The 14,964-nt window shown below is 66.3% G+C and carries 13 protein-coding genes, 1 pseudogene and 1 riboswitch; of the genes and pseudogenes, 6 read left to right on the forward strand and 8 right to left on the reverse strand.

The features are described 5' to 3' along the window. Positions 1-68: 68 nt before the first annotated feature. Positions 69-731: a hypothetical protein gene (locus G3N99_RS09410; RefSeq protein ID WP_206122225.1), complete on the reverse strand. Its 663-nt coding sequence runs from the start codon at positions 729-731 to the stop codon at positions 69-71. 544 nt (positions 732-1,275) lie between these two features. Then, positions 1,276-1,443, forward strand: a riboswitch (yybP-ykoY riboswitch). A gap of 81 nt (positions 1,444-1,524) precedes the next feature. Between G3N99_RS09410 and G3N99_RS09415 the strand changes: the two genes are divergently transcribed. Continuing rightward, positions 1,525-2,535, forward strand: coding sequence for a sodium:calcium antiporter (locus G3N99_RS09415; RefSeq protein WP_206122226.1), 1,011 nt, complete (start codon positions 1,525-1,527; stop codon positions 2,533-2,535). A gap of 5 nt (positions 2,536-2,540) precedes the next feature. Here the strand turns inward: G3N99_RS09415 and G3N99_RS09420 are convergent, their stop codons facing one another. Beyond that, positions 2,541-3,179, reverse strand: coding sequence for a glutathione S-transferase C-terminal domain-containing protein (locus G3N99_RS09420; protein ID WP_206122227.1), 639 nt, complete (start codon positions 3,177-3,179; stop codon positions 2,541-2,543). Between the two features lie 136 nt (positions 3,180-3,315). On the opposite strand from G3N99_RS09420, the gene G3N99_RS09425 reads away from it, so the two are divergent. The 4 genes from G3N99_RS09425 to G3N99_RS09440 all read left to right on the forward strand — a co-directional run bounded on the left by G3N99_RS09425 (position 3,316) and on the right by G3N99_RS09440 (position 6,587). Further along, the gene (locus tag G3N99_RS09425; protein WP_174981336.1) at positions 3,316-3,708 is read left to right on the forward strand and encodes a helix-turn-helix domain-containing protein; all 393 of its coding nucleotides are present in this window, start codon (positions 3,316-3,318) and stop codon (positions 3,706-3,708) included. Positions 3,709-3,746: 38 nt separating this feature from the next. Next, a complete protein-coding gene (locus G3N99_RS09430; protein ID WP_166893196.1) occupies positions 3,747-4,115 on the forward strand; it encodes a hypothetical protein in 369 nt (122 codons plus the stop codon). 47 nt (positions 4,116-4,162) lie between these two features. After that, positions 4,163-5,020 carry a hypothetical protein gene (locus G3N99_RS09435; protein WP_206122228.1) on the forward strand — a complete coding sequence of 286 codons (858 nt, stop codon included), beginning with the start codon at positions 4,163-4,165 and terminating at the stop codon, positions 5,018-5,020. A 181-nt stretch (positions 5,021-5,201) separates the two neighbouring features. Then, positions 5,202-6,587 (forward strand): MFS transporter, encoded by a 1,386-nt coding sequence (locus tag G3N99_RS09440; RefSeq protein WP_206122229.1) that lies wholly within the window; start codon positions 5,202-5,204, stop codon positions 6,585-6,587. A 76-nt stretch (positions 6,588-6,663) separates the two neighbouring features. Here the strand turns inward: G3N99_RS09440 and G3N99_RS09445 are convergent, their stop codons facing one another. From G3N99_RS09445 to G3N99_RS09460, 4 genes are all read right to left on the reverse strand, one after another. Continuing rightward, entirely contained in the window at positions 6,664-7,740 is a 1,077-nt protein-coding gene (locus G3N99_RS09445; protein WP_206122230.1) for a C45 family peptidase, read from the reverse strand. A 107-nt stretch (positions 7,741-7,847) separates the two neighbouring features. After that, entirely contained in the window at positions 7,848-9,428 is a 1,581-nt protein-coding gene (locus G3N99_RS09450) for a DUF3138 family protein (RefSeq protein ID WP_206122231.1), read from the reverse strand. 98 nt (positions 9,429-9,526) lie between these two features. Next, on the reverse strand, positions 9,527-10,642 hold the full coding sequence (locus G3N99_RS09455) for a polyamine ABC transporter substrate-binding protein (protein WP_174937932.1): 1,116 nt from the start codon (positions 10,640-10,642) through the stop codon (positions 9,527-9,529). A gap of 216 nt (positions 10,643-10,858) precedes the next feature. Further along, positions 10,859-12,589: an amidohydrolase gene (locus G3N99_RS09460; RefSeq protein ID WP_206122232.1), complete on the reverse strand. Its 1,731-nt coding sequence runs from the start codon at positions 12,587-12,589 to the stop codon at positions 10,859-10,861. Positions 12,590-12,827: 238 nt separating this feature from the next. Between G3N99_RS09460 and G3N99_RS09465 the strand changes: the two genes are divergently transcribed. Next, positions 12,828-13,658: a helix-turn-helix transcriptional regulator gene (locus tag G3N99_RS09465; protein WP_206122233.1), complete on the forward strand. Its 831-nt coding sequence runs from the start codon at positions 12,828-12,830 to the stop codon at positions 13,656-13,658. 15 nt (positions 13,659-13,673) lie between these two features. On the opposite strand, the gene G3N99_RS09470 is transcribed toward G3N99_RS09465, so the two are convergent. Both G3N99_RS09470 and G3N99_RS09475 read right to left on the reverse strand, forming a co-directional pair. Beyond that, positions 13,674-14,594 carry a LysR family transcriptional regulator gene (locus tag G3N99_RS09470; RefSeq protein ID WP_041493671.1) on the reverse strand — a complete coding sequence of 307 codons (921 nt, stop codon included), beginning with the start codon at positions 14,592-14,594 and terminating at the stop codon, positions 13,674-13,676. A 129-nt stretch (positions 14,595-14,723) separates the two neighbouring features. After that, positions 14,724-14,964 (reverse strand): annotated as a pseudogene (locus tag G3N99_RS09475) (MFS transporter); the annotation flags it as partial.

A 14,964-nucleotide genomic window follows, 5' to 3' on the forward strand; every position in this document is an offset into this window, starting at 1 on the left:
CACGATCGCACTCATGTGGTCCGGGCCGACATGTCGCGCAGAGACGACGATGTGTTTCAGCGCTCGGATCAGCGCAGCGAAAGCGGAATTCTCGCCGCGACCCAATCCATCATGGTAGGCGGCATCGAGATCGTCCGCGTGCTGTCGTACGCATCCGATGCGTCAAAGTAGGTCAGCTTGCCGTCGTGGATTTCGATCGGATCGTTGCCGGGCCGGCCGCCCCAAAAGACGAAAAATAGCCGTGTCGCGAGGGTCGACCCGTGCACATCGGCCACGACGATTTTGACCTGCTCGTGCTGGTCCGCAAAATGGCCATTGCTGCTGCGGCCACTGCCGCAGATGTCGACGAGATAGGTTGTGCCATCGATCTGCTTGATGCCGCCGTTCAGCTTGGCGTTGTAGTTGAATCGCTGGCAATCGGTGTCGTCGGTCGTGATCCCGCGAAAATTGACGAGATGGAAAAGTGCCAGGAAGCCCAGCGCGACGATCGCCAGTCCTGTGCGCTTCGTTCGGCTGAAATGGTCGATATTTCTGACAAGCCGACAGACGTAGAGCACGACGATGATCGACGTGATGGTGAAGATCATGCCCTTCGCATTCTTGAGCGAGAAAAGCGTGATCGCGTTCCTCGCGTCGGCTGGCAGGAACATCCATGCAATTGCGACAACCAGGCATATGCCGACAACGGCGAAGACCAGCTGGTAATACGGGACTTTTTTGACGTCGGGCATACCGTTTGAATAGCGATTCGCGAGAGAACCGGTCTCAGCGTAATCAAAACCCCGGCAATTCCAACGGCAATAATGAAGACGACTTGCCAGATCAAGCCAAACCCACGCAGGTCGTAGCGGCACGGGCAGTCTTCCGGCGGCACGACTGTTACGGAAGGTTTCGTCGCCAGACAGTCCAACATCGCGTCCACGAGTTCCGCAGCCCCTTGTCTATCCATTTTGGCGACCGTGTCGGCATCCATGAGTGGCCGGCACATGGAGTGAGCAGATTCGCGTCGACGAGTCGCAGTGGTACGTGTATCGCCCCCCTCCACGAACGTCCTTGGCAGAATCGCACTCCAGTCACACGAAGATGGTCGCCAAGCGTCCATCAATACCGTCGCAGATTGTTATTCCCCGCCCGTCGCTCAGGCATGGTTAGCCTGTCGGCCCTCAAAGGGCAACTGCAGCACGTTACCGACGAGATGCGCGTGTACTACAGCGACGGGTTCTGCCGGGAGTTTCAGATGAAGGCTTGCCGAAAGCATTCCGCTCGGCTAGACTGCCCTTCGTCTTTGGGGAGTAGCCTGCTTTCCGTCCCCGGAAAGCGATCGTGTCAACACACTCGGCCTGCGGCCGTGGCACGATCAGCCTGATCGGCTTGGCGAGACCATGGGCGCATCGCGTCGTTCCTGGTCGGACGTCGTCGGATGCGCCATGGTTCGTCAGCGTCCGACCACGGAGTCCCCATGTTCCCCATCGCCCTCTCCCCGCGTTTCGCCGCCGTCCGCGCGCATGCCTGCGGAGGTGCCGCATGACTTTCATGTTTGTCGAACTGGCGTTCATGCTGCTCGTCATCCTCGTCGCCGCCGAGGTCTTCACCAATGCGCTCGAACATCTCGGCGAACGCCTGAAGATTTCCGAAGGCGTCACCGGTTCGCTGTTCGCCGCCGTCGGCACCGCGTTGCCCGAAACGATGGTGCCACTGCTCGCGCTCGCCGGCGGCACGGCAAACCAGGCCGTGAACGAGGAGATCGGCGTCGGCGCGATTCTCGGCGCGCCGCTGATGCTCGCGACGCTCACCACCTTCCTGATGACGCTCGCCGTGATCCGCTCGCGCGGGCTGCGCGGCACGATCGCGCCCGAACGCACGGGCTTCGTGCGCGACATGAACTACTTCCTCGCCGCGTTCTCGCTGGCCACCGCCGCGATGTTCGTCCCGCATCACAACTGGGCCGTGCGCGCGCTGCTCGCGGCGATGCTGGTCGGCATCTACGTGATGTATGTCGTGATGACGTTCCGCGCATCGAACCAGCTCGTCGATGCCGGGCATGGCACCGAGGCGCCGCACAAGATGTTCCTGTCACGCCTGGGTATGCCGACCAACCTCGCGACGATCGCGCTGCAACTGCTCATCGGCGTCGCGCTGTTGGTCGGCGGCGCGAAGGGCTTCATTCACGGGGTGGAAGGCGTGTCGCACGTGCTCGGCGTATCGGCGCTGCTGCTGTCGCTGATCATCGTGCCGATCGCGACGGAATTGCCGGAGAAGGTCAACAGCGTGCTGTGGATCCGCCGCAAGAAGGACACCCTCGCGTTCGGCAACATCACCGGCGCGATGGTGTTCCAGGGCACGCTGCTGCCCGCGATCGGCATCATGCTGACGCCGTGGGAGCCGCGCCCCGAAGTGCTGACCGGCGTGATCATCACGCTCGCGGCGGCGGCATGGCTGCGCTTCAATGCACGCGCACGCGGGCTCGCGATCTGGGCGTTGCTGGCGAACGGCGCGGGTTATGCGGGGTATCTGTTCCTGACGCTGGCGCGTTGAACACGTCAGGATGCGTTCGGTCGCGCGTCGGCCTGCAGCACCTGCTGCACCGCCGGCCGCGCCCGCACCCGCTCGTACCACGCACGCAGATGCGCATACCGGGTCAGGTCGATATCCGCGTGGTACACCGACCGCAGCCACTCGGCCTTGCCCCAGCCCGTCAGCGCGAACAGGTACGCATCGGCGACCGTGAACGTGTCGCCCGTCAGGAACGCGTGACCGTCGAGCTGACGGTCGATCCACGCAAAGCGGCTGTCGAGCTTCGTTCTCGCCGGGTCGACGTATTTCCCCGCCTGCACCGCGTACAGCAGCGGAATGAAACCCTTGTGGATTTCCGCCGTGAGAAAGTTCAGCCACTCCATCAGCCGATAACGGTCGAGCGTGCCGTACGCGGGCGCGAGTTCGGCTTGCGGACACAGATCCGCGAGATACTGCGCGATCACCGGCCCTTCGCGCAGCAGCGTGCCGTCGTCGAGTTCGAGCAGCGGCACGTAGCCGAGTTCGGTCACATCGTAGTAATTGCGCCCGTCTTCAATGACGTGCTTGCGCGCGTCGACCTGGATGATCTCCGCGTCGATGCCGCCTTCGCGCAGCACGATGCAGATGGCCTGGGAACAGCTTCCGGGAGCGTGATAGAGCTTCATGCGTGTCCTTCGTGGGTTGTCCATGTATCGATTCGCCGCGACGCGGGCGCTAATATCTCGCATCGGCGCAACGCTGAGAAGACGGCAGTCGTTTGTGCCGTAGTCACAAAAAATTTACCGACCAGGATTCAGCACGATGAAAACGAGTGCGACAGGATGTTCCGTTGAAGAAGCGATGCGCCTGCTCGGCGGCCGCTGGCGGCTGCTGCTGGTGTCGTATCTGCTCGACGGGCCGCGGCGCTTCAGCGACCTGCGGCGCGACATGCCCGGCATCTCGCAACGGATGCTCACGCTCGACCTGCGCGCACTCGAAGACGCCGGGCTCGTGCGGCGGACCGTCTATCCGGAAGTGCCGGTGCGGGTCGAGTACGATCTGACCGCCGACGGCGACCGGCTGCGACCCATTGTCGACGTCATGCGCGAATTCGGGCTGTGGCTGAAGGCGCGCGATGCCGATGCGTCGTGCGATGCCGGCGTCGCGCCCGGCGCGGCGGCCGCGAACGCAACAGCGCTCCATTCAATCCGATAACCGCTCCCCCCTTGTCTCTTACGCAGGAACCTACATTCATGGAACTTCACGCCACCATCGGCGCGGCGACGTCCGATCTCGACGACGACGAAAGCTTCGCCAACATCTACTGTCACGACGCCGAGCAGGACTATTGCTTCGCGCTGTCGCGCTTTCCGGACGACGCGCTGATCGAAGTGATGGTGCGGGACCAGGTCAACGTGCGCGTCAAGGATCTGTCGGTGCGCCTGACGGACGACACGATCGACGTCGAGATCGAACCCGCCCTCGCCGCGCGTCTCGACGGCCAGACGCGCTACGTGATCCATCTCGCGCCCGGCCAGTACGATCCGGTCACGCTGCGCGCCGCGCTGAAGGAGATCTTCGTCGGCAAGAACGGCTTTCAGGACGACAGCACGCGCGGCTAGGCAGCCGTCGGCACGCTCACCCTCGACCTTCGCCCTTACGCCTGCCCATGACGCGCTCCCCGCTTCCCTGCCTAGCCGCGACCGCACTGCTGCTCGCCGCGTGCGCATCGCTCGCACCCACCGCGCACGCGGCCAAACCGCTGCTCACGTTCAAGGTCGACGACACCGTCACGGCCCGCGTCGAACGAGCTGACAGCGAGCACATCACCGTGCGCTTCCTGCCGAGCGGCAAGACGCAAACCCTCGACGTGATCGCCGCCGACGAGGAAGGCCACTATCACCTCTCGTCGGACGACTACAACTTCGACGGCCACCGCGATCTCGCCATGCATGCGACGCTCGGCATGGTCAACGACAGCTACGGCATCTACCTGTACGACGCTGCACGCCAGCAGTTCGAACCGCTGCACCTGCCGGCGAGCAACATGCCGCATGGCAACTGCGACGACCTGGTCAACGTCGTCGCGAAGCCGAAGGAACGCACGCTGTACAGCTCGTGCCGCGGCGGCCCGATCTGGTACACCGACGCGTACCGCTTCGATGCCGGCGGCAAGATGTACCTGTATCAGTCCAGCGAAGCGATACCGGACGACCTGCGCGACCTGCTCGACGCCGATTCCGGCCCGTCGTCGATGCTGCTGACCTACGACGCGCAAGGCAAGCGCGTCTCGCGCCGCCCCGACGCATACGGCGGCGGCACCGTCACGTTCAAGGTGCGCCCGGCGCGCCTGCCGCTGCACGATGCGATGACCGACGCGCCCACGCGCCGCTACGTCGTCGCGGGCGACACGGTCGAGCTGATCGACGCGAGCGCCGATTTCCAGTGGCTGAAGGTGCGGTATCGCAACCCGCACGCTGGTGCTGTGCAGGGCTGGGTCAGTGCGAAGGAAGCGATGGCCAACTAATGCAGTCGGCGGCGCGATCGCCGCCTTTCCCACATATTGAGCGCGCTATGTCCCATTAATAGGGATCCCTGTCCAAATGTTGACGCGCTTCCCGCCACGGCTCTAACGTTCGCCCCAACGCCATTCGATTCGGCCGCCCCGCTCGCGGGCGACGGCCGGGCACAGAACACAGGAGACAACCGTGGCTCATTCCGCGTCACGCACCCACGCCAACCCGCCGGAACAACAGCCCGTGCGCGCCGGCATCGCATCCGATTCCGCCGCCCGCACAGCCGCGGCGCAGGCCACGCCACCCAGCCGCAAGCGGCTGCTGATCCTCGCATTGCTGTTCGTCACCGTCGTGATCAACTATCTCGACCGCAGCAACCTGTCGATCGCCGCGCCCGCGCTGTTCAAGGAACTCAACATCGATCCGGTGCGCGCGGGCCTCGTGTTCTCCGCATTCGGCTGGACCTACGCGCTGATGCAGATCCCGGGCGGCTGGCTCGTCGACAAGGTGTCGCCGCGCGTGCTGTATGCCGGTGCGCTCGCGCTGTGGTCGGCCGCGACGCTGCTGCTCGGTTTCGCGGGCTCGTTCGTCGGGCTGATCGTGCTGCGCCTCGCGGTCGGTGCACTCGAAGCGCCGGCGTACCCGATCAACAACCGCGTCGTGACGACGTGGTTCCCGACCCGCGAACGCGCGAGCGCGATCGGCGGCTACACGTCGGGCCAGTTCGTCGGCCTCGCGTTCCTCACGCCGGTGCTCGCATGGCTGCAGGTGCATCTCGGCTGGCACATGGTGTTCGTCGCGACCGGCCTCGCCGGCATCGCGTGGGCCGCGATCTGGTATGCGGTGTATCGCGAGCCGCGTGCGTTTCGCGGCGTCAACGCGGCCGAGATCGCACTGATCCGCGACGGTGGCGGCCTCGTCGATCTCGAGGACCGCGTCGCGGCACGTACTGAACGCGCGCCGTCGACGTGGCGCGACCTCGGCGTCGTGCTCGGCCGGCGCAAGCTGTGGGGCATCTATCTCGGCCAGTTCGCGCTGAACTCGACGCTGTGGTTCTTCCTCACGTGGTTCCCGACCTACCTCGTGAAGTACAGGGGGATGGATTTCATCAAGTCCGGCTTCCTCGCGTCGCTGCCGTTCCTCGCCGCGTTCGTCGGCGTGCTGTGCTCGGGCGTGCTGTCGGACTGGCTGATGCGTCGCGGCGCATCGCAGGGCTTCGCGCGCAAGCTGCCGATCATCTCCGGGCTGCTGATCTCGACCTGCATCATCGGCGCAAACTACGTGACGTCGACCGGCTGGGTGATCGCGTTCATGACGATCGCGTTCTTCGGCAACGGCTTCGCGTCGATCACGTGGTCGCTCGTGTCGGGGCTCGCGCCCGCGCGGCTGCTCGGCCTCACGGGCGGCGTGTTCAACCTGATCGGCAACCTGTCCGCGATCGCGACGCCGATCGTGATCGGGCTGCTGGTGAACGGCGCGGACTTCTCGCGCGCGATCACCTACATCGCCGCGATGGCGCTTGCGGGCAGCCTGTCGTACGGGCTGCTCGTCGGCAAGGTCGAGCGCATCGACGCATAAGCGTCGACAACGCACGGGCGGCCCGCGCGTGCCGCCCGGCTCTACCGCTACCGCTGCCCGCTCGCCGCGCGTCGCGTCAGAACCGTTGAGCCCCGTCACGCGCGAGGTCGTGCGGATTGCCCGCCACGTAGTCGAGCGCGCACGCATCGGTATCGATGCCGACGGTCAGCAGCGTCTCCCAGCGCTCGGTGTCGGGCATCGACAGGTCCGGATGGAAACACACGACGGCCTGGTCGCCGGCCGCGCCGCACATCGCCGCCGCGCGCTCGCGTACGTCGGCGCTCGTCATTCCACTCACAACGTCGTTCAGGTGCGCAAAGCGCTCGCGCGTGGTCGAGCTGTCGGGCATGCACTCGCCACCGCTCAGCGCGCGATCGAGGAAGTGGTTCGTATGCAGCAGCCAGCCGTCCGGGCGCGGCACCACCACGCCGACACCCGACGGGCTCAGCTCGATGCTCGCCGCGCGCGGGTTCGCGTCGTGCCGCGTGAACACGGTCAGCACCGTCGATGCGCTCACGCGTGCGGTGCGCGCGAGTTCGATCGCCTCCTGCACCGTCGTCGCGTCTTCGAGCAGGCGTCGTGCGATCGCGTGCACGGGCACGCCGGCGCTGTCGTTGTCGCTCGCGTGATGCAGGATGTTGAAGTGCAGCCCGAGCCCCGCGCTGTTCACACCGAGCTTCGCCAGCATCCCGAATTCGGAGAACAGCTTGACGGTGCGGCCGTGCGGCGTCGCAAACTGCATCAGCAGCCCCTGCGTTGCGAGGCTGTCGTGCCAGTCCCACGTCTGCAGCGTGCGCGGCGCATGCGGACCGGCCGGCGCATAGACGGTCGTCGAGCACTCGCCTTCGGCCGATGCGGGCGCAGTCGCGAGAATCTCGGTGCGTGCGTTCAGGCACGCGAGCTGCCAGCGCGGCAGGTCGACGCCGTCGGCGATCGCCTCGACTTCGGCGGCAAGGCGCGGGCACCACGCGCCGAGCGCGGCGAGACTCGCGTCACCGATCTCCCGTGCGCGCTGCGGCGCGATGCCGAGCTTCGGGAAGAACGCGAGATAAAGTGCGACCGTCTCGCGGATCTCCGGCGCGAAGCGCTCGCCGATCAGGCGGCCGCGCTCGCGCGGATCGGTGATGTCGGTCACGAAGGTGTGCAGCTTCAAGGTCAACTCTCCTGGGTTGAATGCGTTCCGGGCCTGCGCGGCCCGGAACCTGATGCATCGCGCAGCCGCCCGACCGGCGCACGCGCCGGTCGGTACGGCAAGCACGATCAGAACGAATAGATGAACTGCATCCCGGCCAGGTCGTTGCTGCGCGCGTACGTGCCGTTGTTCTTCAGGAACACCGGATGGTTCGCCGCGTCGTGGCGGTATTCGAGCTTCACGGTGATCTGCTGCGTCGGATAGAACAGCAGGTCGGCCGTGATCGCATAACGCTGCGCGCCCTTGCACTCGGTGCCGTTCGTCGACGAACCCTGGAAGCACGCCGGATCGATGCCGAAGCCGCTCGACCCGTTCACCGACGGATTGCCGCCCGCGAGCCCGTACTGGATGTTGGTGCCGCCGCCGCCGTTCGACGTGTTGTTCAGGTAGTCGAAGCGCAGCGTCGCACCCATGCGGCCGACCCACGACGTCGTCCACTTCGTATGGCCGAGCAGCGACATCCCGTACCAGCGCGCGGTGCCGCCGTTCCACGCACCCTTCTGCAGCTCGCCGTAGTCGACCTGCGCGTTGACCTGGGTCTTGTCATGCGTATAGGTCACGTCGGCTTCCACGTACTTGTAGAGGCCGGTCGGCGACGAACCGTTGCACTGGTAGCCGTAGCCGCCCGCCTGCGCGCACGGCGAGAACAGCGACTGCCGGCCGAGCATTCCGGAGATGCCGAAGTCGAACGCGGTCGACGTCGCGTTGTCGAAACGCGCGGTGATCGTCGGCGTCCAGTTGGTCTTCGTCGTGTTGTTCGCCGCGTTCGCGATCGCGCCGGCGGTGCGCAGCACCTCGTTGCCGATCACGACCTGCCAGAAGCGCGTCATCGCCGCATTGGAGCCCTTCAGCCCAACGCCGATCAGGTTGCCCGGCTCGCTGAAGTCGTACAGCAGCCCGTGCGTGAGCGTCAGCATCTGCGTCGACGGCTGCACCTCGTAGCCGGCGAGGCTCGGCATCATCCCGACCTCGAAGGTGCGGGTCGTGCTGAGCGGCACGGTGACCACCGCCTGCGTGATGATGTTGTTGCCGACGCCGCCGTGCGAATTGCTGAACACGTTGCCGAAGCCGCGGTTCGGCTGGATCACGACTTCCGCCGACGGCGCCATCGGGCCGACGCCGAAGGTCTTCTTGATGTCGAGGTAGACGTCGCCGATCGTGCTGTTGAAGTAGTCGTACGCGCCCGGATCGTGGTTCAGGAACTGGAAGCCGGACGTGCGCTGCGCACGGTTGAACAGGTACACGGGATCGACGTAGCCGGTGATGCTCAGGCCCGCGAGCGGGCCCGTGGTCGCGGCTTCCTGCAGCGAGTCGACCTTCAGCGACGCGTTCGCGATCTGCTCGCGCATCTGCTGCAGGTCGTCGTTCGTGAACGCCGGCGCCGCATCCGCGGCCGGTGCGGCGGCCGCTGCCGTGTTGATCGAACCGATCTTCGCGCCGCCCGAGGCGGCGGTGGCCGTCGTTGCCGCGCCGACAGGCTTCGCCGCGAGCATGCTCGCGCGCAGCTCGTTGACCTGCTGCTGCAGCGCGGTGACCTGCGCCTCCAGCGCCTTCATCTTGCTCGCGTCGGTTGCCTGCGGCGTGTGCGCGAATGCCGAAGCGGCTTCGAACGCCAGCAGGCACAGCGCCGTCATGTGTTTGATTTTCATGTTGTGGGTGGTCGTCGGGACGAGCGCGCCCCCGCCCGCCGCGATGAGCGGCGGAGCGCGCGAAAGGTATGCGGGAGTGCGGAGAAGCGGCGGCCGGCTTACTCGGTCTTCAGCTTCGTCCAGAGACGGTTCTGCAGACGCATCAGCTCAGGCGGCACCGGCTTGCTGAGGCTCAGCTTGCGGATCACGTCGGCGGGCGGGAACACGGCCGGATCGCTCGTCACTTCGGCGCGCACCATATGCTTCGACGACGGCACGGCCGACGGGTACGACGTGTCGTTGGTCAGGTTCGCGCTCTCCTTCTCCGACAGCACGAAGTTGACGAACTTCAGCGCGGCGTCCGGATGCGGCGCATCCTTCGGCACCGCCATCATGTCGAACCACATCGCGCTGCCCTCGGTCGGGATCACGTACTTGATGTGATACGGCTTCTTCGCGGAAGCGGCCGCGATCCGCGCGGAGTTCACGTCGCCCGACCAGCCGAGCGCGAGGCAGATGTCGCCGCCCGCGAGATCGTTGATGTAGCTGCTCGAATTGAACTGCGTGATGTACGGCCGCACCGTCTTCAGCAGCTCGTACGCGGCCTGGTAGTCGGCCGGGTTCGTCGTGTTCGGATCCTTCTTCAGGTAGACGAACGCCATCCCGAACGCATCGACCGGCGAATCGAGCACCGAAATGCCGCAGTGCTTCAGCTTCTGCGCGTACTTGGGGTCGAACAGCAGCGCCCAGCTGTCGAGCGGCGCGTCGTTGCCGAGCGCGGCCTTCACCTTCTCGACGTTCATCCCGAGCCCGTCGGTGCCCCACGTCCACGGAATGCCGAACTGGTTGCCCGGATCGTCCTTCGCGAGCACCTTCATGATTTCCGGATCGAGCAGCCCGTAGTTCGGCACCTGGCTCTTGTCGATCTTGCGGTAGATGCCCGCCTGCAACTGCCGCGCCCAGAAGATGTCGGACGGCACCACGACGTCATAGCCCGACGTGCCCGACAGCAGCTTCGCCTGCAGCGTCTCGTTCGAATCGAACTCCTGGTAGACCACCTTGATGCCGGTCGCCTTCTCGAAGTTCGCGATCGTCGCCTTGCCGATCGAGTTGCCCCAGTTGTACACGTTGACGACGTCCGCCGCGTGCGCCGCCGGCGCGCCGGCCCACAGGACGCCGCCCAGCGCGAGCGCCGCGCATGCCGTTCCCAGATGCTTGCTCCAATCCCCTGCCATGGTTTCCTCCGTCGATATCATGATCCGCTCGCGATGAACGGTGTGTGCTTCGGTCCGGAAAAATGTAGCCAGAGGAAATTGGCCGGTCTGCCCTGCCAATAGGGGGACACGCCGCACAATCGGGGTATCCGGTTCCGGACGGATGCCCCGATCGCCCCAAAGCGGAAGCGATTTGAAAGCTTTCGCTGCCGCTTCGTCAGGTCGGCGTAAAACCGCTCAGGATGCCTGCACGCCCGTGCGCACGCCGAAGTCCTCGCCCACGTGCGTGACACGGCCGTCCATCATCGTCAGCGCGACGTCGATGCGGCCGATGTCGTACTGGCCTACCTCGAACAGGTCGTGTTCCAGCACGACGAGATCCGCGCGCTTGCCGGGCGTGAGCGACCCGACCTCGTGCTCCATCCCGAGCTGGTACGCGCCGTGGATCGTGTACGCGGCGATCAGCTGCGGAATGCTCAGGCGCTCGGCGATGTCCGGAAACACCGGCGCATCGGGCTCGCCCGCGAGCTGGCGCGTGTGGCCCGACTCGATGTGCTCGAGCGGCTTGTGCTGGCAGCGGCACTGGCACGCGAGGCCGTCCATGCCGATCGACACCGTCACGCCTTCGTCGAGGAACGTGCGGAACTTGTACATGTTGCTCCAGCGCTCGTGGCCGTAGTGGTCGCGCAACTGCTCGGTGTACGCGTCGACCACGCCCCACTGCAACTGCGTGTTCGCCATCACGCCCGCGCGGCGGAAGCGCGGGATGTCGTCCGGATGCGTGAGGAACGCGTGCGTGATCACGTGGCGGCGGTCGCGCGGCGGGTTCGTGCGATTGACCGCGTCGAAACCGTCGAGCGCCATCCGCACGGCCGCGTCGCCGACGCAATGGACCATCACGTTCGCGTTCACGCGATCGGCTTCGACCAGGTAGTGGTTGAACGTGTCGGCCGGCATCGTCGGCGCGCCGCAGGTGTCGGGGCGGTCCGCGTACGGTTCGAGCAGGTAGGCGGTGTGGTTCGCTTCCGTCCCGTCGAGGAACAGCTTCAGCGCGCGCGCCTTCACGAGCGGCGAATCGTACTGCTCGCGGTATTTGACGAGCGTGCCGACCGGATCGTCGATCTCGCCGATCACCGCGACGCTGCCCACGACCCGCAGCTTCAGGTCGCCCGCGCGCTCCATCGTCTGCAGCGTCTCGTACAGCAGCGACTGGTCGCCGCTCGGATCGAAGAAGCCCGCGTCGAACACGGTCGTCACGCCGGCCGCGCACAGCTTCTTCTGCCACGGCGGGATCGACTTCAGGTACAGGTCGATGCCGGTCGGCAGCAGGCCGGCCGCGCTGATCCGCTGCATCAGCAACGAATACGCGGCGCCGTCGACGATCAGGCCGGTCGGCTCGCCGGTCACGGCATCCTTCTCGAACCAGCTCGCGCCTTCCTGCACGGGCGGCGTCGAGGCATCGATGCCGGCGATCTCCAGCGCCTTCGAGTTCACCCACATCGAATGGAAATCGGTCGACAGCAGGCACACGGGGCGATCCGCGCAGACCGCGTCGAGCGTCTCCTTGCGCAGCAGCGCCGGCGGAATGGTCGCCTGCACCCAGCCCATCCCGGTGATCGCCGGCTCGTCCGGATGCGATTCGACGTACTCACGCAGCGCGGCGAGCACCTTCTGCGGATCCTCGTAGTTCACGAACGCCTGGAACGCGAACGCGGTCGTCTCGAAGTGCCAGTGCGATTCGACGAAGCCCGGCAGCACGAGCCGGCCGGCCGCGTCGACGACCTTCGTGTCCGCCCCGACGTACGCCTGCACGGCCGCCGTATCGCCGACGTCGACGATCCGGCCGTCGCGCACGGCGACCGCCTGTGCCCACGGCTTGTGCGGATCGACGGTGTAGACCTTCGCGTTGGTCAGAACGAAATCCGCCGGTGTCGAATCCTTGGCGGCGGGCGTCGGTTGCATCTGCATGGCCTGTCCTTTCTGTTGATCAGGTTTTCGAAGTGCTTTCACTATAGGCAGACGATTCGCGGCGGTATGCCCCCCCGCCGCGGGGGCTCGGGCGAATTCCGGCCGTCGCGCGCACGGCCTTGTCATCGTTTTGGGGACAACGCATGAAATTGGTGGGGCTGATCCGGTGAATTCCCGGCTGACGCGTGTGCATCGTTCGCGTAACGTCGCGCTGTCCCCTGACCGCCCACGCCCGACCATGCGACTTCTCCAGCCCGACCCGGCCGCCCGCGGCCACTACCTGATCGGTGTGCGCCCCGACACGCTCGGCGCGACGCTGCGCGCGGTCGGCACGCCGGATTTCGTCGGCGCGGTCACGGAGTTCGTCAACGACAGCATCGACGCCGACGCCGTGCACCTCGAACGCTGGCGCGCCGATACCGGGAGCACGTCGGGTTTCGTCGTCGAATGGCTCGGCAGCGGCAGCCTGCGCTTCGCGGCCGATACGCTGCGCGTGATGGATGTCTACTACCAGGACTACTGCCAGGTCGATCCGCTGGTCGCGCCGCTGCGCGGCAAGGCCGGCACGCTGCTGGTGCAGCGCCACGTGGAAGGGATCGCGCAAGGCGAGTTTCGCCGCCGGATCTTCGATGAGCCGGGCATCGCGCAGGAATGCATGCTCGTGCACGGCAACGCGCACCAGCAATACGCACTCGGGCTGGCGCGCACCGTCGGGCGGCCCGCGTTCACGATGGACGAGCTGTTCCACTTCAGGCAGATGGTCGACCTGCTGTTCCCGATGTTCGAGCTGCATGCGCGTAGCTGCGCGGCGCGGCGCGTGGCGTCGGGAACGGTGAATACCGCGTCGCAGGCGAGCTTCGACGCGCGTCTCGAACGGCAGGACGTGCAGTTGTCGCGCCGCGAGCACGAGATCTGCCGGCTGATGCTGTGCGGGCGCTCGGTGCCCGAGGCCGCGCAGCAGCTCGACGTGAAGCTGTCGACGGCCGAGTCGTACGTGAAGCGCGCGTTCGCGAAGCTCGGCGTGCGCACGCGCCGCGAGCTGTTCGACTGGGTGCTGGTGGACTGCTGAACGCGCGGCGTGCGCTTATGCAGCCAGTGCGGCTGCCTTGATGTTGAAGGCGCGCAGCAGATCCTCGCAGAACGCGTCGACGATCGGCTTGTCGCTCGCGCTGCGCTTCATCGCGAGATGCAGCGGCACGTCGAAGCTGAACGTCGAACGGCCGACGGCCTTCACGAGCCCGCGCTGTTCGAACGGCTCCGCGTAGTGCGCGGGCAGGTAGCCGAGATGGCCGCCCGACAGGATCAGGATCGTCGCGGCCTCGATGCTGTCCGCGCTCGCGGTCACGCGCCGCTCGGGCAGCGGATACTGCTCCTCCGGCACCGGATAGGTGCGCCAGACCCAGTCGTGAAGCTGCAGGTCGTCCGCCGTCACGGGCCGCGACGCATGAAACAGCGGATGCCCGCGCCCGCAGTAGATCACCTGCTGCTCGGTAAAGAGCGGCGTGTAGAGCAGCCCGGGCACGCGATGCCAGAAATAGCCGATCGCGAGATCGAGCTGGTTGTTGACGAGGCTTTCCTCGAGCTCCTGCGGCGACGCGACCTTCATCGCGAACGTGACGGCCTGGTCGCGCTTGCGGAATGCGCCGATCGCATCGGCCACGCGCGCGTTCTCGACGAGCGGCGCCTGGCCGATCAGGCCGATCGACAGCGTGCCGACCAGCTTGCGATCGATGTCGCGCACCCGCGCGACGAATTCGGAGGTTGCCGCGACAAGCGTGCGCGCGGTGGCCGCGAAGCGTTCGCCCTTCGACGTCAGGCGAAAGCCGCCGCGCCCGCGATCGCACAGCTTGAAGCCGACGCGCGCTTCGAGCGCCGACAGCTGCGTGCTGATCGTCGACTGCCGCACGCCGAGCGACGCCTCAGCGGCCGTGATGCCGCGTGCGTCGACGACGGCCAGAAAGACCCGGATGAGCCGGAGATCGAGATCGGAGGTATTCGAGAACATGCTTCAAGCCACTGCGCGTGAGCGCGTTACCTGGCCGACACGACGCGCATTGCACGCCACGCCGGCCGCCTTCGCCGATGAACTGAACCGGACGCGCGCCGCCATCGGCAGCAGCGCGCGTCGTAACCGTCACTCAGGTACTACCGCAAGCGCGCGTTCCATGCCGAACACGGCCGGCCGCAGCCGCCGGTAGCAAAGGAACGCCACCGCGCACAGCACGATCGCCGCGATCAGCGCCGACTGCGTGCCGGCGCTCTCGATCAGCGAGCCGCCCGCGACCGAGCCCACGCCATAGCCGAGCGCGACGCAGCCCGGCGACAGCGCGGCCGACTTGCCGACCAGGTCGTACTGCGGAATCGTCGCGTAGATC

The organism is Burkholderia sp. Ac-20392 (genome assembly GCF_017104585.1).
Taxonomy (GTDB): Bacteria; Pseudomonadota; Gammaproteobacteria; order Burkholderiales; family Burkholderiaceae; genus Burkholderia; species Burkholderia lata.